The organism is Pseudoalteromonas sp. TB51, assembly GCF_000498055.1.
In the GTDB taxonomy this organism is placed as follows: domain Bacteria; phylum Pseudomonadota; class Gammaproteobacteria; order Enterobacterales; family Alteromonadaceae; genus Pseudoalteromonas; species Pseudoalteromonas atlantica.
In genome coordinates, this window is sequence record NZ_AUTO01000025.1 from 1 (window position 1) to 16,718 (window position 16,718).

General features: G+C 41.6%; 17 protein-coding genes. 5 read left to right on the plus strand and 12 right to left on the minus strand.

Translation table 11 applies throughout. From position 1 onward, the window contains the following. The 5 genes from L650_RS0100610 to L650_RS0100630 all read right to left on the minus strand — a co-directional run. A partial coding sequence (locus tag L650_RS0100610) for a GNAT family N-acetyltransferase (RefSeq protein ID WP_029771771.1) occupies window positions 1–1,172 on the minus strand: 1,172 nt, incomplete at its 3' end. A gap of 25 nt (window positions 1,173–1,197) precedes the next feature. Next, entirely contained in the window at window positions 1,198–2,376 is a 1,179-nt protein-coding gene (locus tag L650_RS0100615; protein WP_029771773.1) for an MFS transporter, read from the minus strand. Next, window positions 2,373–3,692, minus strand: a complete 1,320-nt coding sequence (locus L650_RS0100620; RefSeq protein WP_029771774.1) for a lysine N(6)-hydroxylase/L-ornithine N(5)-oxygenase family protein — start codon at window positions 3,690–3,692, stop codon at window positions 2,373–2,375. Before L650_RS0100620 ends, L650_RS0100615 begins: the two co-directional genes overlap by 4 nt. Beyond that, entirely contained in the window at window positions 3,692–5,230 is a 1,539-nt protein-coding gene (locus tag L650_RS0100625) for a pyridoxal phosphate-dependent decarboxylase family protein (protein WP_029771776.1), read from the minus strand. The genes L650_RS0100620 and L650_RS0100625 overlap by 1 nt, the downstream gene beginning before the upstream one ends. Before the next feature lie 368 nt (window positions 5,231–5,598). After that, a complete protein-coding gene (locus tag L650_RS0100630) occupies window positions 5,599–6,276 on the minus strand; it encodes a haloacid dehalogenase type II (RefSeq protein ID WP_029771777.1) in 678 nt (225 codons plus the stop codon). Window positions 6,277–6,426: 150 nt separating this feature from the next. Here L650_RS0100630 and L650_RS0100635 point away from each other — a divergent pair, with 150 nt between their 5' ends. Beyond that, the gene (locus L650_RS0100635) at window positions 6,427–7,053 is read left to right on the plus strand and encodes a DJ-1/PfpI family protein (protein WP_029771778.1); all 627 of its coding nucleotides are present in this window, start codon (window positions 6,427–6,429) and stop codon (window positions 7,051–7,053) included. A gap of 117 nt (window positions 7,054–7,170) precedes the next feature. On the opposite strand, the gene L650_RS0100640 is transcribed toward L650_RS0100635, so the two are convergent. Next, window positions 7,171–7,962: a DODA-type extradiol aromatic ring-opening family dioxygenase gene (locus tag L650_RS0100640; RefSeq protein ID WP_029771779.1), complete on the minus strand. Its 792-nt coding sequence runs from the start codon at window positions 7,960–7,962 to the stop codon at window positions 7,171–7,173. Window positions 7,963–8,148: 186 nt separating this feature from the next. Beyond that, entirely contained in the window at window positions 8,149–8,904 is a 756-nt protein-coding gene (locus tag L650_RS0100645) for an SDR family NAD(P)-dependent oxidoreductase (protein ID WP_004586289.1), read from the minus strand. A 298-nt stretch (window positions 8,905–9,202) separates the two neighbouring features. Here L650_RS0100645 and L650_RS0100650 point away from each other — a divergent pair, with 298 nt between their 5' ends. Then, window positions 9,203–10,144 (plus strand): LysR family transcriptional regulator, encoded by a 942-nt coding sequence (locus L650_RS0100650; protein ID WP_029771781.1) that lies wholly within the window; start codon window positions 9,203–9,205, stop codon window positions 10,142–10,144. Beyond that, entirely contained in the window at window positions 10,110–11,057 is a 948-nt protein-coding gene (locus L650_RS0100655) for a LysR family transcriptional regulator (protein ID WP_029771783.1), read from the plus strand. Before L650_RS0100650 ends, L650_RS0100655 begins: the two co-directional genes overlap by 35 nt. A gap of 64 nt (window positions 11,058–11,121) precedes the next feature. Here the strand turns inward: L650_RS0100655 and L650_RS0100660 are convergent, their stop codons facing one another. Next, entirely contained in the window at window positions 11,122–12,129 is a 1,008-nt protein-coding gene (locus L650_RS0100660; protein WP_029771784.1) for a zinc-binding alcohol dehydrogenase family protein, read from the minus strand. Between the two features lie 205 nt (window positions 12,130–12,334). Continuing rightward, window positions 12,335–13,219, minus strand: coding sequence for a LysR family transcriptional regulator (locus L650_RS0100665; RefSeq protein ID WP_029771785.1), 885 nt, complete (start codon window positions 13,217–13,219; stop codon window positions 12,335–12,337). 111 nt (window positions 13,220–13,330) lie between these two features. On the opposite strand from L650_RS0100665, the gene L650_RS0100670 reads away from it, so the two are divergent. Then, a complete protein-coding gene (locus L650_RS0100670) occupies window positions 13,331–14,056 on the plus strand; it encodes an aspartate/glutamate racemase family protein (RefSeq protein ID WP_004586294.1) in 726 nt (241 codons plus the stop codon). 26 nt (window positions 14,057–14,082) lie between these two features. On the opposite strand, the gene L650_RS0100675 is transcribed toward L650_RS0100670, so the two are convergent. Continuing rightward, window positions 14,083–15,333, minus strand: a complete 1,251-nt coding sequence (locus L650_RS0100675; RefSeq protein ID WP_029771787.1) for an NADH:flavin oxidoreductase/NADH oxidase family protein — start codon at window positions 15,331–15,333, stop codon at window positions 14,083–14,085. Between the two features lie 86 nt (window positions 15,334–15,419). On the opposite strand from L650_RS0100675, the gene L650_RS0100680 reads away from it, so the two are divergent. Then, window positions 15,420–15,824: a MerR family transcriptional regulator gene (locus tag L650_RS0100680; protein WP_029771789.1), complete on the plus strand. Its 405-nt coding sequence runs from the start codon at window positions 15,420–15,422 to the stop codon at window positions 15,822–15,824. Window positions 15,825–15,858: 34 nt separating this feature from the next. Here the strand turns inward: L650_RS0100680 and L650_RS0100685 are convergent, their stop codons facing one another. Continuing rightward, window positions 15,859–16,152: a hypothetical protein gene (locus L650_RS0100685; protein ID WP_085065389.1), complete on the minus strand. Its 294-nt coding sequence runs from the start codon at window positions 16,150–16,152 to the stop codon at window positions 15,859–15,861. 43 nt (window positions 16,153–16,195) lie between these two features. Further along, on the minus strand, window positions 16,196–16,718 hold a 523-nt coding region (locus L650_RS0100690), incomplete at its 5' end, for a DNA recombination protein RmuC (RefSeq protein ID WP_029771794.1).

Below are 16,718 nucleotides of genomic sequence, written 5' to 3' on the forward strand. Positions count from 1 at the left end.
GGGTAATCACTAAAGTATTCACTATAAGCAAAATCACATACTGTTTTATGCGCCGCTAACCACAATACTTTAAACGGTTTACCCACCTCTGGCGCATAGCGTAAAAAGTCGGTTTTGCTAAAACCAATACGGCCATTATTAGCCACAAACGCAGGGTGGCCTTCGCTCATTGCGGCCTCTATTTGTTGTAGCCCTAATTGCGCTAGTTCGGCTGCGCTAAGGGTGTTGTTTTCGCGTTTATAACAGGCACTCGCAAGAGTGGCGTTAAGCTCTTCAAGGTAGGTGGCTAAACGCTCGCCAGTTAAACCCAGCGCAGGGCCTTGCACACTAAAAAAGTGCAGTACATCAAGCTCTACTTGCTCGTTGTTAAGGTTATAAAAGCATAAGCTTGGCTCGTCTATATCTATGTGGTTAAGCGCCATAGCACGGCCATTAAATATAAAATAACCCCCTTCAATATTTACTTTAAAACCTTGTGGGGTTTGCTCTGCAACCAATAAGCGCTCGTGTACCAGCTCGCTAATGGCTTTACTTTGTAAGTGCCTGTTTGCCCATTGCCAGTGGTCAAACTTTATATAGTCGGTGTTTATTGGCGTTTGCGCTTTGTGATGTAAATTAACGTGCGTTTCAAACGCAGCTTTATTACAAAACCCAAGGTAGGCGTTTTTATCACCAAGGTTTATTTGCTTAGTATGCACAAAACCTAAACGCTTATTTAAGGTATGAATTTTACTATTGGCAATATCGGGCTCTACCACTACGCGTGCATCGGCATTATGAGTAAAAATACTGTGCAATACGCACTGCATTATTTCAAAACTAAAATGGCGTTTAGGCTGTGTATTTGGGGCAAGTAAAATATGCATGCCGGTATCGTTTGGCAGTACCTCATAGGCAGCTGCGAGTAGTTTGTCGTGCTTTGGGCTGTAAAGCTCAACTAAGGCAAGCAGCTCATTATTTTGCTCAATAACATAGGCATGATGGTGCGGGTTGTTAATTATATCTTGGTAGGCGCTGCACATTTGCTCGGGGGTGTGTTTACTCATACCCCAAAAATGGGCGTAAGGTAGTGTAAGCCACTGGCAAATTATGGGCATATCGCTTTGCTGTAGTAACCGCATAGTCACATTACCTGTGTGTTGTAACGTGGTTACAAAAGATGAAAAATACATAAAAACTCCTAAATCTTTTTAATTATTAAGTGGCTGTGTGTGCAGCTTGGCTAACAAATTTAACGCGCCATAGCAAAATAGCGCCAAGGCTTGCAAAGCCAATGGCAGCAAAGTAAAAAGGCACGGTGGTATTAAAATATTCCACACTCATACCCACTAATAACGACGCTAAAATAACGCCAATATTTTGCGCAACATGCACTTTGGCAAAATCACTGCCGTAATGAGCAGGCTCGCTTTTAGCAAATAACATCACTTCTAATAAAACCATGACCTGAAATAGCGCTATACCGTATAAAACGCGAGAGCTGACAACTAACCACACCGACTCTTGCGCCTGTAAATAAAGCCCAATAGCGCCAAAAATAAGAGCACACAACAATGTACTGGTGCGGCTAAGCGTAGGAAAAGGTAAGTGCTGCCGAAAGTGGTTAAACAACAGCATAAGTAGGGCTGCAAAAGCAGGAATGGCGTACACAAGCGCACTTTGGAATGCACTGCTTTGTGCGCTCATTCCTTGCCAATGGGTAGTAAAAAACGGCCTAATTAAAAACGCACTAAAGTAAACCACCACGCTTATAAAGCAAAATTGCCAAATAAAATACGGTGTACGAGTACGTGGTTTTTCGCTTTCAATCGCTTGCTGATAAATACCTAACTTTAAGCTCACCATTAAATAGGCGCACAGCAGCACTTGTATTACATCGCCCGCAGCACTTAATAACAATGCATAACGCGGTGCATTTATACTAAAAAAGTACCCGCCCACTAACGCGCCGCCAATAGCACCAAAGTGCATAAGTACCGAAAACAAGCCAATAATAGAAAGGTGCTTACTTTGCTGCTCTAAACGCAGTGCAAACGGGTAAATAAGCAGGTAACTGGCTTTAAGCACCAACATAAGCTGATAATAAAACCAAAATTCCCACACGTTAGTTGCAAAATAACAAAGCAAACCAAAGCAGGCGGCAATCACTTGCGTTACAAGCCAAAGAGCCAACTCGTGGTATTTTTTGGCAACCTTTGCCCACAGGGGCAGCGCGAGCATAACGGTAATACAACAGTTAGCTACGAATACCCCAATAAGTGTGGGATTACTTACAGAAAATTCGCTGGCAAAAAATTGCGGATAAAACGGCAGTAATAAGGTGTCGCACACGACCGAAATAACCGTAAGCAAAATAAGCGCTAAACGTAAACTCATGCGGCGTTACTCTTTTGCTGTGAATGGGTTTCTACATCGCTTAAATCAAAACACTGAAAAGCAATTTTTTGCTCAACCTGATACGGCGCATAACCGAGTATTTCGCGCAAAATTATACTGTTGCGATAACACGCCATGCCTAAATCGGGGGTTACAAAACCATGGGTGTGCTGCTCTGCATTTTGTACAAATATACGTTTTTGTTCGCTATCTACCGCATACTCGCGGCTAACTAAGTAGCGGCCTTGCTCATCTTCTGGGAGTTGCTGTGCAATGGGGTTTAAAAAAGCAGGGCGCTTGTATTTAAAGCCCGTGGCACAAATTAAGTAATCGGTTTTTATTTCAAAGGCTTCATTTAGCTCTTGATGATAAAACTCAGTGACTAAGCGACCAGCACTTTTACGTGTATTGGTAAGCTTGCTGTTAGTTTTAAATGTGGTAGAAATGGGCCCATCTAGGCTTTGCGCGTAAAGGGTGTCAAAAATGTCATTAATTAAATCGCCATTAATGCCTTTAAATAAGTTTTTTTGATTTTGATTAAGCCAATCTCGTTGCTCAGTTTTTAAATTATAAAAGTAATCTACATACTCAGGAGAGGTCATTTCAAGGGTGAGTTTAGTGTATTCCAGCGGAAAATAACGCGGCGATCGCGCAATCCAATCTAGTTGCAAACCGTTTGGCACAGCTTGTTGTAATAAGGTGTGATAAATTTCAGCCGCACTTTGCCCAGCCCCTACAACCGTAACGCGTTTAGCCGCTTTTAGCTCATCAAGGCGGTGGCAAAAATCGCTACTGTGCAGTACGTTATTAGAATTACTTTGCACTGCGCAATCAGGAATATATGGGGCAGGGCCGGTGCCAAGCACTAAGTGGCGCGTAACATAGTGCTGCTCCCCATTTGGGGTTTTACAGGTAACAGTATAGCACTCACTTTGCTGGCAAAACTTAACCAGAGTTACACTTTGCTCAAAGCTTACGTTGCTAAGCTGCGAGCACACCCACTGGCAATAGAGATTGTATTCTTTACGCAGTAAAAAAAAGCTCTCGCGAATATAAAATGGGTATAAGCGATTATTAAGCTTGGCATAATTTAAAAAACTGTACTTACTGGTAGGGTCTGCAAGAGTCACCAAGTCAGACATAAACGGCGTTTGTAAAGTAACACCTTCTAGCATCATTCCGGGGTGCCAATCAAATTGGCTACGCTGCTCTAAAAATAAGCTTTTCACGCCCTCCAGTGGCTCACTTAAACACGCTAACGATAAATTAAACGGGCCAAGGCCAATGGCTATAAAGTCATAAGGTTGGTTACTCATTATTTTTGCTCCTTATACGTTTGCCACGCAATAGTGCTAATTTGTTCAAGCACGGCGCGCACATCGCTCAATTGGCACTGGGCATTAAGTAACGTAAATTTAAGGTAATGACGGCCGTTAATTTTGGTGCGCGCAATCATGGCTTCACCAGTATTTAAGAATGTTTGGCGTACGTGCAGGTTTAGGGTGTCGAGTAAATCGGGGTTATGTTTTAGCTCCTCTGGTGCAAAGCGAAATACCAATGCGCTAAGTTCTGGGTAATTTATAACTTCAAAATCTGGGTGGTCGTTAAGTACAATGTGGGTTTGACGAGCAAGACCAATTACTTTATCAAACGCTCGACCAAGTGGCGCTTCACCCATGGTGCGCAGTGTTAACCAAAGCTTTAGGGCATCAAAACGGCGTGTGGTCTGTAAGCTTTTATCAACTAAATTTGGCGTACCATTGCCGGCCTCAGCAAGCGGGTTTAGATAGTCGGCGTAAAGGGTAATATGGCTAAAGTGGCGTTTGTCACTTAATAAAAAAGCACTGCAGCTAACCGGTTGCATAAACGATTTATGGTAATCAATGGTAATTGAATCTACTTGTTCTATGCCGTTTAAAGCACTTCGGTGATGCTCGCTTACCAATAATCCGCCGCCGTATGCGCCATCAACATGGCACCAAAGCTGCTCTTTTTTAGCAAGTTTTGCTATGTCTTCAACAGGGTCAATTGAGCCAAAATCGGTTGTACCTGCGGTAATTACCACAGCGATAGGTAATTCGCCCTTAGCTTTAGAATCCGCAATTGCGTGGTTAAGTGCGTCCATATCCATTTGCATTTTATTGTTTGTAGCCACGGGCACTACCGCGTTATAACCAAGGCCCAGTAATGCCGCTGCCTTTTGAATACTAAAATGCGCAACCTCAGAGCAATAAATACGAAAACGAGAGGCGACTTCAGGCAAGCCTTGCAGTTTTACTTCATGATTAGGTGCATAGCGGCTCACTGCGACTTCGCGTGCAACAAGCATAGCCATTAAGTTCGATTGCGTACCACCACTGGTAAAAACACCATCGGCAGTGCTAGGTAATTTTGCTTTTTCACAGCTCCAATCAATTAATTTTTGTTCAATAAGGGTCGCGCCAGCGCTTTGATCCCAGGTGTCTACCGACGTGTTGATTGCGCCAATGATGTGCTCAGCCACAACCGCAGGGTACGTAACGGGGCAATTTAAATGCGCCATATAACGCGGATGATGAAAATAAACAGCGTGATCTAAATACACACTTTTAAGCTCGTTTAATACGGCAGGAAAATCAGCAAGAGGTTTGGCTAAATCTACATCATTTACAGTGGCGGCAAGTGTATTAACAGACACGCCAGAAAACGGCTTTTGCGCTTTAGCCATAGCTTGTTGTACAGCCGAAAGCCCCTGCAACGACGCTATTTGGTAGTTAATAAACTGATCGAGATTAAATTGAGGTGGTAACCCGTTTTGCTCAAATATTGCTTTATTTTCGACAGGACTGAGCTGCGCCGATTGTAATTGTGACATATTCGCTCCTTGGTTGTACTTGTATTGGGGCTGAGGATCTTAATAGTAACAATTTGCATTTACAATAATGATTAAGGGTTAGATATAGGTTTATTTTCGCAATTAGGAGTGACTGATTAGTTATAAGGAATTACTTTTAAAACTAACAAAGTATATAAAATGAGCTATGGGAAGGTGCCAAAATGCGCGCTAAATAATGACAGTTTGTAAAATAGTACGATGGTTAAAATATAAGAGTTGAGAGATGAGAGGGGGTAGCAAAAAGCGAACGTATTATAAGTGGGCAATACCACTATAGGAAGTAAACCCCCTTTACAACTCGGTTAAATCTTAAGTGCTAAAGAGGGATATAAAAGTAAAAATGCAGCTTAATTGATATCTTCAAGCTTATTTTTTAAATCCACTAGATCGGTGGCTACGGTGGTTGGCTGAATTTCCCACGGATCAAAAATAGAATCCTCAGAGCGTTTTATCCATGCTCCGCGCATACCATGTGAAATAGCGCCAGTAATATCAAACGGGTTACTCGAAATAAGCCAGGTGTTTGCGCCCGTTGAATTGGTCTCGCGTAAAAAATGGCTGTAAACACCTGGGTTTGGCTTAAATGTTTTCATATCGTCGGCACTTACTACACCTTCAAAAAGATCACTAATACCTGCAGTTTCGAGCAATTTATTAACCGCATCAGCAGCGCCATTTGAAAATGCAAACAATCGGTAATTTTGCGCTTTAAGTTGCTCAAGCCCTTTTTTAACATCGTCAAAGGCGGGTAAAACTTTATACTGCTCAAGCAATTGCTGCTTCTGATCGTCACTAAGCTGCGTTTTATGCGCTAAACACGCGTAATCGAGAGCATGTTTTGTACATAATGAAAACGGAATATAGTTTTGCATTAACCCACGCCTAAACGAGTATTCCAACTGTTTTTCACGCCATGTCTTTGAAAATTTTTGCGCGTTATCGCCTATCATATCTTCAAGTAAAGACAGCACGCCGTGAGTGTTTATAAGCGTACCGTATACGTCAAATGCGAGTGTGGTTGCCATGTTTGCTCCCAATAAATTTAAGATACTTGTAAGTTAATCGTTTTGAGCTTAACTTACTTTGAACGATTGCTCAAATTAATAAAGTTTATAACACGATTGCAGCGCCTATTATTTAAAAACGATACAAATTAAAGGACTAAATAACATAGTATGAAAATATATTTTTTAATTTACGACAAAGTTGAAGAGCTGGATTTAGTTGGTTCTTGGGAACTAATAGGTCTGCTGGCAGAAAAGGGGTTATGTGAAAAACCCAAATTAATATCGCTAAATTCTATGACTCCCTCAGGTGAGCACGGCATGCGTTTTAGTGCCGATTATCATTTTACTGACCCAGTGCAGCCCGATGTATTATTTGTACCTGGCGGTAGTGGTGCACGTATAGCAATGGAAGACCTTGACGTTATTAATTACCTTAAAAAAACAGCTGAAAACTGCCACAGTGTTTTATCTATTTGCACTGGTATGTATTTAATGCAAAAAGCGGGGCTATTTAAGCATAAAAAAGTAACCACCCACTGGGCTTTTCTAGATCACCTTAAAAAAGATAACACTGTAACCGTAGTTGAAGAACGCTTTGTAAAAGATGGCAATATTTGGTCTTGTGCAGGTGTTTCAGCAGGTATGGATATGTGCCTTGCTTTTATTGCTGATTATTTTGGTGATGATGTTGCCTCCACCATACAGTTAGACGCAGAATACTATCCGTCACCAATTATTTATGGTGACGCGCATGAAAATAGCGCCACATCTAATTACATTAAAAAGCTGCGTTAAAGCCCACTTTATAACTTTATGTTGGGCTTTGCTGCTCTTAACCCAACATACGCTTTGTAAACCCCCATTACACTTTGATTAAAAAAACACAAGGCGCTTGCAGCGTGCTGATTAAAATTAATAAAACTTATAGGTATCAAGCGCTAAAATATCCATTTCAATATCACTAAAGAGTTTTTCAACTTGCTTGCCGCCTGCGCCCATAGCAGCAAAGAGTGGTAAAAAATGCTCTTGGGTAGGGTGGTTAAATAACACATGGGGTGCATCGGCTAAGTAATTTAAAAGTGCGGGTGTGTCTTGCGCTAAAAGCGCGTGTTCAACCCATTGGGTAAACGCTTTTACCATTTGTACACGGTTAGGTGTAGCAGGGATTTTAAACACTTCTCGTAGGTTGTGGCTAATGCCGCCAGAGCCAATAATTAATATATTATCGTCACGAAGTGGGGCAAGTAACTGCCCATATTCATACATGGCTTTTGCGCCTAATTGAGTATTTATAGATACTTGTACAATAGGAATATTTGCCTGCGGGTACATTAAGCGAAGTGGTATCCATACTCCATGATCCCAGCCTTGGCGTTCATCAAGTATTGCTGTAATGCCTTTATTTTTAAATAGCGTTGCAATATTACCCGCAAGCTCAGGATGACCTGGAGCTGGGTATTTAATGTTATACATATGCGCAGGAAAATTATAAAAGTCGTGAATGGTTTCAGGCGCTTGCCCTGCGGTTATTACAATATTATGAGCCGCTTCATCGTGGGCCATATCAAAGTGCGCCGAAAAAATAACAATAGCGCGTGGCGTGCTGAGTGACTTGCCAAGCGCTTTTAAAAAGTCGGACGTTGGCGATTGCTGTACGGCCATAATAGGTGAACCGTGAGAGATAAATAATGCAGGTTGAGCCATGGTAATACCTAAGGATTTTATTAATATCCCCTTATTTTATTAGCTTTTATTTTGTTAATAAATAAAGCGCCCATTGAGATATTATAAATACAGTATTGTTAAACTGATTTTTATTTACCCCCTCGTTAAAAAGCCGATGCGTAAACATCGGCTTTTAAATTAACACTAAATAAGCAATCAGGCTTGTTAGTAGTTAATTGCGCCACCATCAACGTTAATACATTGTCCGGTCATAAAATCGCTGTCTTCACTAGCTAAAAAGTAAATAGGGCCAAGTAAGTCTTCAGGCTCCATTGCACGTTTAATTACTCGTGAGCCTAGTGTGCTATTTTTAGCTTTATCAAATTGTGCGTTATTTTTAACGCCTTCGCTTTCGGTTAAGCCAACTAATAGGCAATTAACTAAAATATTATCGTTAGCAAGCTCAGTGGCCAACGCACGTGTTTGCCCAACAACCGCGCCTTTAGATGCCACATAATGGCAAAACATAGGTGCACCGCGTAAAAATGTACCCGATGCAATGTTAATGATTTTACCACGACCTAATTTACGCATGCTAGGCAACACTGCTTTGGTACACTGAAAAGGCCCACGTGCATTTACGCGCATAACTAAATCCCATTCGTCTTCAGATATTTCCCAAAATGGTTTAAGCTCAAGCGCAGCAAATATAGCAGCATTGTTAACTAATATTTCAACCGGGCCAAATTCAGCTTCGGTTTGTTTTACCATGGCATCTAACGATTCACTATTCGTTACATCTACTTTGCAGCCTATTGCTTGGCCGCCAGCGGCAATAATTTCAGCTACAGCTGCGCTTGGGTCGGCTAAATCAGCAAGCACAACTTTAGCGCCTTGTTGAGCTAAACCTTTTGCATAAGCAGCGCCAATACCTTGTGCTGCACCAGTAACGATGGCTACTTTGTTGTTTAATCTTTTCATGGCTTTATCTCTTAGTCATTAATAAAAATATAAGCGTGCTTATTCACGTACAGCGATACTGCATTATTAATAAACCCGACTTGGCGTTAGAATGGATAAAAAGAAGCGTGATTGCTGCAGTAGCACGTATTAACTCCATTTTGTTGTAAATAAATAGTTATTTACGCAAAAAAATGTGTTTATAACGCTATAAAAACTCACTAACTGTGCAAAAATGCGATGTGTGGACTTTAACTGTTTTTATAAACATAATTAATACGATCTTTATTTAAAAATTATAAACAAGGCATTGCTAATAATGGATAAGCTAACCACCATGAAGACTTTTGTAAGTGTTGTACAAGAGGGGTCTTTTTCTAAAGCTGCCGATAAGCTCGATATATCGCCGCAACTTGTGAGCAAGTATGTGTCTGCGCTAGAAGAGGGGCTTGCTACCCGATTACTGCACCGCACCACGCGCAAAGTAAGCACTACCGAGGCGGGAGATCACTATTTTACCCGCTGCTTACAGGTGCTAGACGATATAGACGACATGGAAAATTCGCTCGATAACCTAAACGAAAATGTCTCTGGTGTGCTCAGTATTAGTGCCCCTATGTCGTTTGGGGTAAAGCACTTAGCACCGCTATTGGTTGAGTTTCAAAAGCGTTATCCAAATTTAAAATTAGATCTAAACCTTACCGACCAATTTGTTGATATTGTTGAGCAAGGTATTGATATAGCGCTGCGCATTGGGGTTTTAAAAAGCTCATCACTTATTGCTAAAAAAATAGCGCCTATTAGGTTAGCGGTGTTTGCCTCTCCTTCTTATTTAGCGCAGCACGGCACGCCTACTACCTTAGAAGAGCTGCAATCGCATAACTATTTACGCTACGCCCACACCGAGCCTACCAAAAAGCTACGTGGAGCGAACGAGCTTAAAAACGAGTTAAAGCTTGAAAGTAACCTAGTTGCTAACAATGGCGACCTACTACTCAATGCCGCTATAGCAGGTGGCGGTATTGCCATGCAGCCAACATTTATAGCCGGAGAGGCGCTGGCACAGGGTAAAGTAGTGCGTATATTAAAAGACTACGAACCTGAGCCAATAGGGCTTTATATGGTGTACGCAAACAGGCAGTTTTTACCTAGTAAAGTGCGCGCGTTTGTTGATTTTGCGAGCAATTATTACACCGATACACCTTATTGGGATTTAGGAGAGTTAGATGTCAATCACCAACCAATTAGCGTTATTTGTTGATGTAGTACAGCAAGGCTCATTTGCAAAAGCCGCGGCGCTGCACGATATGGACAACTCATCGCTTTCAAAGCAAATTAAAAAGCTAGAAAGCAGTTTAGGTATTCAGTTACTTAATCGCTCTACGCGCTCGTTTTCGCTTACCTCCGCAGGGGAGGAAATACTCCAGCAAGCGCATATTTTAATTGATACGCTCAGTGATATTCATAGCATTGCCGACTCCTACCAAGCAAAACCTAAAGGTATTTTGCGTATTACCTCGGGCATGTTTTTTGGGCAGCAGTATGTGCAGCCGGCCATTAATTTATTTATGCAAAAGTACCCTGAGGTAAAAATAACCCTCATGCTTGATGATAAGCGCAACGATATTATTGCCAACCATTACGATTTAGCATTTAGAATTGGCAAATTGAATGACTCCAATCTAATGGCAAAAAAAATATCTGATATGCACTTTGCTTTGGTTGCCTCTAATGACTTTATTGCACGCCATGGTATGCCAAGCACACCTGAAGAACTTATCGCCTTACCTGCGGTGGTTTATGGCAATGGCGATGTAAGCCTAGATCAAATTAAATTAAGTACCCAGCCTCATGGTGATGAATACAAAACTCACAAAATGAAAGGCAACTATAAGGTAAGCGATGTACGCGCCATGCTTGATGCCACAAAAGCGGGCTTAGGGTATGTGATGCTAGATTTATTTAACCTAGAAAAACCCATAGACGAAATGGGGCTAGTGCCGCTATTAACTAATTATAAGCTCAGCGCATCGGGCACCGGTATTTATGCGCTGTATCCTCACCGTAAACAAACACCACTGGTGAGCGAATTTATAAAAACTGTACAAGAGTATATTGGCAGCCCTGCATTTTGGGTAAAACATATTCCTAATTACAACCAGTTATATAAATAATAGCCACAAAAAAGCCCCGTTAGGGGCTTGGGTATACTCAAAAAAACTATATTAGCTAAAGGCCTTAAAAGCCCTCTAACACCACTTTACCTTTAGCGGTTTGCGATTCAAGGTGCTGATGCGCTTTGCGTAAATTGGCTGCGTTAATTTTACCTAAGTGCTCACCTACCGTAGTTTTAATCTGCCCTTGGTCAATCATAGTGGCTACGTTGTTTAAAATAACGTGTTGCTCTTGCATGTCGTCGGTTTTAAATAACGAGCGAGTAAACATAAGCTCCCAATGTACCGACACGCTTTTGTTTTTAAATGGCACAATATTAAGTGTTTCAGGGTCATCAATAAGGGCAAATTGACCTTGTGGCTTCACTACTTTTTCAATTTCAGGTAAGTGCTGCTCTGTATTGTTTAAGCTAACAACGTAATCCACTTCGCTTAAGTTTTTAGCTGCAAATTCTTCACTCAACGGGTTACGGTGATTAACAATAGTGTCGGCACCTAAATCTTCTAACCACGATATTGTTTCAGCACGAGAAGCACTGGCAATAATATTTAATTTAGTGCGCTGCTTTAATAGCTGCACCATTATTGAGCCCACACCACCGGCGGCACCAATAACTAAAATGCTTTTAGAATCATCGTTTTTAGCTACATTTAAACGGTCAAACAATAATTCCCACGCAGTAATGCTGGTAAGCGGCAATGCTGCGGCTTCGCCATACGAAAGTGAACTTGGCATATGGCCAACAATACGCTCGTCAACTAACTGAAACTGCGCGTTACTGCCTGAGCGCGTAATGTCGCCTGCGTACCATACTTTGTCGCCTGGCTTAAAAAGCGATACGTTTTCGCCTACCGATTTAACAACCCCAGTTGCATCCCAACCAATTACTTTATACTCGCCCTCAGCTGCTGGCATTGCTTGGCGAATTTTAAAATCAACCGGATTAACCGATACAGCTTTAACTTCTACTAAAATATCGTGGCCGTGTGCTGTTGGCGTTTCAAGTTCAATGTCTTGTAATGATAATTCGTTTTCGATAGGTAAACTTTTTTGATATCCAATTGCTTTCATGGGAGTTGCCTCGTTAGCTAGTTAATACTCTGTGTTGATGACGCTATTTTGGCTTTATCAAAAGTATTAAAAAAGAGACAAAACACCCAATTATTATGGAAATAAAACTCCATAATAAAATAGGTAAATAATTAAAATTCCATTGCTCATAGCAGTTATCGTTTTAAATTAATAATACCTCATTAACTGTAACGGGGGTTTACAGTTAGGTTATATTTAGCCCAGTTAATTTATTCCATACACTTTCGCCACCGGGGTGCAAAGCCGCATGATATCTATACGCATAGTAAGTTATTGGCACGCAGTGGTGCTCACTCCCTACAACTACCAATGTATTATTTTTAAGCTCGTTTGATATAACGTAGTCGGGCAGCCAGGCAATGCCATTCCCTGCTACAGCATGCACTTTTAAAAGCTCAGTCATGGATGAAACAAACACTTTATTAAGCTTAGCGCCCGATATAATGGGCTCTAACTGCCGCCCCATGTAGGAGTCGAGGCTGTAGGCTAAATGCGGTATAGGCGCTGCGCTTTCTAGGTTATATAAGGCTTTGCCTTGCTCGTCACAGGCGCTAACAGGTAACAACTTAGCATTACCTATTTTTTGATGACTAAACGGCGGCAGTTTAAGGCGTTCGTTATCAAAGGCAATAAGTAAGTCGCATTCACCTTGCTCTAGCGCTTCGGTGGCTTTATCTACGTCTATAGCCTCTAAATTAAGTACAATGTCGCGCTCATCTTGCGTTTGAAAGTTAGCTAGTTGTAAGGTTAAAAAACTCGCTAAAGAATGTGCGGCCGCAACCTTTACAGAATAATTCTGCTGCACCGATAACTCCTCAAGCATGCTAACCGAGGTATTCATTTGGTTAACTAAATTACGCGCCGTTATATGAAATATTTTACCGCTTGGGGTAAGGGTAATAGGCAAGTTTTCTCGGTCGATTAGGGCTGCGCCAAGGGCGTCTTCAAGGGCTTTTATACGCCGACTAAATGCAGGTTGCGTAATATGCCTAAGCTTTGCCGCTTGCGAAAAGCTTTTTGTGTGCGAGAGCGTTAAAAAATCTTCTAACCATTTACTTTCAATATTCATAGCGACCACTTAGTTATGCAGTTTGTGCATGGGTGGTAAAATAATAGCATTATTCAAACTAAATAAAACACTATAAATTAAGCCTATAAACTCAATAACCGGAATGCAATCATGCTTAGAACTCTCGGAGTATTAGGTGGAATGGGACCTTTGGCTACCGCCTCATTTATGAATCAGGTAATTGCGCTATCGCCCGCTAAAAATGATCAAGAGCATATACCTATGTTTATAAGGAATATCCCGCAAATTCCTGACCGAACAAAATTTTTAATGGGTCTTGAAGACGAAAACCCATTTTTTGAGCTTAAAAAAGGCTTTAAAGAGCTAACAAGCTTAGGTGTAAGTTGTATTGTTATTCCGTGTAATACCGCGCATTACTGGTACGACGCGCTCACTAAAAATGCCGATGTACACACCATTAGCATTGTAAAAAGCGTTATAAAACAAGTAAAAGCCACGGGCAAACAAAAGGTTGGTATTTTAGCCACTACCGCTACGCTTAATATGGGCATTTACCAAAATGCGTTTAAGCAGCACAATATTGATTTTGTTGAACCAAACACTCAACAACAAGCAGCCATAATGGATGGCATTACCGCCGTAAAAGCGGGCGATTTAAATAAAGGTCGCCACTTGTTAAGCAAAGCATACGACTTAATGCTTGCTCAAGGTGCTGACTGCGTGTTGTTTGGCTGTACCGAAATACCGCTTGTGTTAAATGAACAAGCCAAACACTCGCCAGACACCTGCCTAGATACCATCGCTATTTTAGCGCAAGAGTGCGTTAACTGGGCATATGCTAACGCCCATCAATCAACGCTCTCAAGTGTGGCATAGAAAATATCAGTTTAAACTAGAGCTAATTAATTTAGCTCTTTTGCAAAGCGCTTACGATAGCGCTTTGTAAGCTTTGCAGCGCGCATTTGGTCACTTATTAAAGTAAAAATAGCCGAGGCATTTGCTTTAACGCGTTTGCCTTGGCCCACTCGGCGAATTTGCCTTTTTACCAGCGCCATAGTGGCAAGCCCTGCAAGGGTTTTGTCTTTAAAGGTAACACGCGGCATAAGCAGGTTTTGCGTTGGCTGTGTTTGCCAGCAATTAACTAAATTAGGCTGATAAGCCAATGCCGTGGCCATACCAACGAGCGCTACGCCTGAGCTAATTACTTTATTTGCCACATCTAATCGGCTAATGCCACCGGTGGTCATAATGGGTATGGTTGATTGCTCGCTAATTGCTTTGGCAAATTCCAAAAAGTACGCCTCACGTGCAAGTGTACGTTCATCACCCGTTGTTCCTTGCATTACGGGTGCTTCGTAACTGCCGCCTGAAAGCTCTACAAAATCAAGCTTTAATGCACTAAGCATATTAACAACTGCTTGCGCATCATGCGGCTCAAAGCCGCCGCGCTGAAAATCGGCTGAGTTTAACTTAACCGATACCGAAAAACCGGCGCTGCATTGCGCTTTAATTCTGCGTGTTATTTCAAGTAATAATCGCGCGCGATTCTCAAGGCTACCGCCCCATTCGTCATCACGCTTATTAGTTAGTGGAGATAAAAACTGCGCTAATAAATAGCCATGTGCAGCGTGTATTTGGACGCCATTAAAACCTGCTTTTTCGGCCTGTTGCGCTGTATGGGTAAAACGAGCGATAACATCACTAATCTCGCTTTTATCCATAGCTGTTGGCTGGGCAAATAAGTGAGAGTGCTTACCCATATTAAGCGCAATATCAGAGGCACTTAGCGCTTTACCGCCCATTCTTTTTAATACTTGGCGGCCAGGGTGATTTATTTGCATCACAATTTTACAGTCGCTTTGCTGCCCTAAACGAGCAAGCTCTGCAAAAGGCGTTATATCGGTTTGTTGCTCAAGGGCAAGGCCGCCTGGCCCTGTCATTGCAAGGTGGTCGACCATAACATTGCCAGTAATAATTAACCCGCAACCGCCTTTTGCCCATTCGTTGTATACATTTTTAAGCACTTGCGATGGCGTTAGGTCGGCCTCTGCGAGGTTCTCTTCCATAGCGGCTTTTACTACTCGGTTTTTAAGCGTTAAACCGCTTGGTAGGGTAAAGGGCGTAAATACAGCAGATTGTTCAAACTCAGACATACATATAAACCATAAATTGACATTACAGGCACTATAACCTTAAAGTCAGCTTTAAGGTCAACCCACTTTTTATAGTAGAGGTAATAATGAAAATAGGTGAACTAGCTAAGCACTCGGGTATTGCAGCAAGCACCATACGGTATTACGAAAGTATAGGGCTGCTGCCACAAGGCACGCGAAATAACAACGGGTATAGGCAATACGACAAAGCCAGTGTAGAGCAGCTTAAAATGATTAAGTTTGCACAAAGTTTAGGGTTTTCGCTTGAAGAAATCCCCTCCCTGCGTAAGCCTAATGAGGAGCTAGATCACAACGCCATTATTGAGCGCCTTGGTGAAAAACAACATGAAGCTAATGCACTAATAGAGCAGCTACAGCGTAAGTCAGAGCGTATTGGTAATTTAATGACACTGCTTATTGCAAGTTGGTCTAATGGAGAGTGTATTGGCGATGAAAAAATAAATGAGTTATTGAATGAGGTGGAGTATTAAAGGCGTAAGCGAGTACATGTGAGCTTTAGTTGTATTAGTTTTGCGGCGCTTTACCATGAAAATTGATATAAAGCTTTTGTAAGTTGGCAGGCACTAGAGGCCAACCAACCGCAATAGTATGAGAACTTGCGCCCCACAATAATGTTTCTACGTAATATACGTCTATGTATTCAATTACTTTTGCCTCAGCGTTTACTAGCTTTTCAGCTATAAAACTTAAATAACGCTGGGCTTGCTCCACATAGCCAAGAGCAAAAATAGCGTCTCTATCCTCATAACTAATAGGGGTTAACGCTAACCTTTGCGAATTGAGTAATGGAAAAACCATTAACCTTCCTTTTAATGTATAAAACAGTAGAGATAAATCGAATTTAATCTAGCTCTAATTGGGCTTTTTCTACGCTGTCGTTTGGTAACTCTTTTTGAACCGATACACCTAGCTCTTTAAATTCTGAAGCTTGTTTAATTAAGTTACCTTTACCACGGTAAAGCTGTGAGAAGGCTTTATCGTAGCTTTCTTTTGCGCGGTCTAGTTGCTTGCCAACACCTTCCATACTCGTTAAAAAGCCATTGAGCTTGTTGTAAAAGCGCTCTGCACGATTCGCCAGTTCTTTAGAGTATTTGGTTTGCTCTTCAAAGCGCCACAGCTGTTTAACAATATTAAGGCTTGTAAGCAGAGTAGTTGGTGTAGCAACTAAAATGTTTTTTTCGATAGCTTGTTGGTAAATATCGCTTTGATATTTAAGCGCCTCAACAAATGCAGATTCTATAGGCACAAACATAATAACTACTTCAGGCGAATTTATACCAGGGAGACGATCGTACGATTTACTGGCAAGCTCGTTAATACGCGCGGTAACAGCATTTACATGCTCTTTAATTGCTTGGCTAGCC

Excerpts from the sequence above, each read along its gene's own strand:
- L650_RS0100655 (WP_029771783.1), top strand. The coding sequence starts at position 10,110 with ATGTCAATCACCAACCAATTAGCGTTATTTGTTGATGTAGTACAGCAA.
- L650_RS0100620 (WP_029771774.1), bottom strand. The coding sequence starts at position 3,692 with ATGAGTAACCAACCTTATGACTTTATAGCCATTGGCCTTGGCCCGTTT.
- L650_RS0100635 (WP_029771778.1), top strand. The coding sequence starts at position 6,427 with ATGAAAATATATTTTTTAATTTACGACAAAGTTGAAGAGCTGGATTTA.
- L650_RS0100665 (WP_029771785.1), bottom strand. The coding sequence starts at position 13,219 with ATGAATATTGAAAGTAAATGGTTAGAAGATTTTTTAACGCTCTCGCAC.
- L650_RS0100645 (WP_004586289.1), bottom strand. The coding sequence starts at position 8,904 with ATGAAAAGATTAAACAACAAAGTAGCCATCGTTACTGGTGCAGCACAA.
- L650_RS0100615 (WP_029771773.1), bottom strand. The coding sequence starts at position 2,376 with ATGAGTTTACGTTTAGCGCTTATTTTGCTTACGGTTATTTCGGTCGTG.
- L650_RS0100670 (WP_004586294.1), top strand. The coding sequence starts at position 13,331 with ATGCTTAGAACTCTCGGAGTATTAGGTGGAATGGGACCTTTGGCTACC.
- L650_RS0100685 (WP_085065389.1), bottom strand. The coding sequence starts at position 16,152 with ATGGTTTTTCCATTACTCAATTCGCAAAGGTTAGCGTTAACCCCTATT.
- L650_RS0100630 (WP_029771777.1), bottom strand. The coding sequence starts at position 6,276 with ATGGCAACCACACTCGCATTTGACGTATACGGTACGCTTATAAACACT.
- L650_RS0100625 (WP_029771776.1), bottom strand. The coding sequence starts at position 5,230 with ATGTCACAATTACAATCGGCGCAGCTCAGTCCTGTCGAAAATAAAGCA.
- L650_RS0100675 (WP_029771787.1), bottom strand. The coding sequence starts at position 15,333 with ATGTCTGAGTTTGAACAATCTGCTGTATTTACGCCCTTTACCCTACCA.
- L650_RS0100660 (WP_029771784.1), bottom strand. The coding sequence starts at position 12,129 with ATGAAAGCAATTGGATATCAAAAAAGTTTACCTATCGAAAACGAATTA.
- L650_RS0100640 (WP_029771779.1), bottom strand. The coding sequence starts at position 7,962 with ATGGCTCAACCTGCATTATTTATCTCTCACGGTTCACCTATTATGGCC.
- L650_RS0100680 (WP_029771789.1), top strand. The coding sequence starts at position 15,420 with ATGAAAATAGGTGAACTAGCTAAGCACTCGGGTATTGCAGCAAGCACC.
- L650_RS0100650 (WP_029771781.1), top strand. The coding sequence starts at position 9,203 with ATGGATAAGCTAACCACCATGAAGACTTTTGTAAGTGTTGTACAAGAG.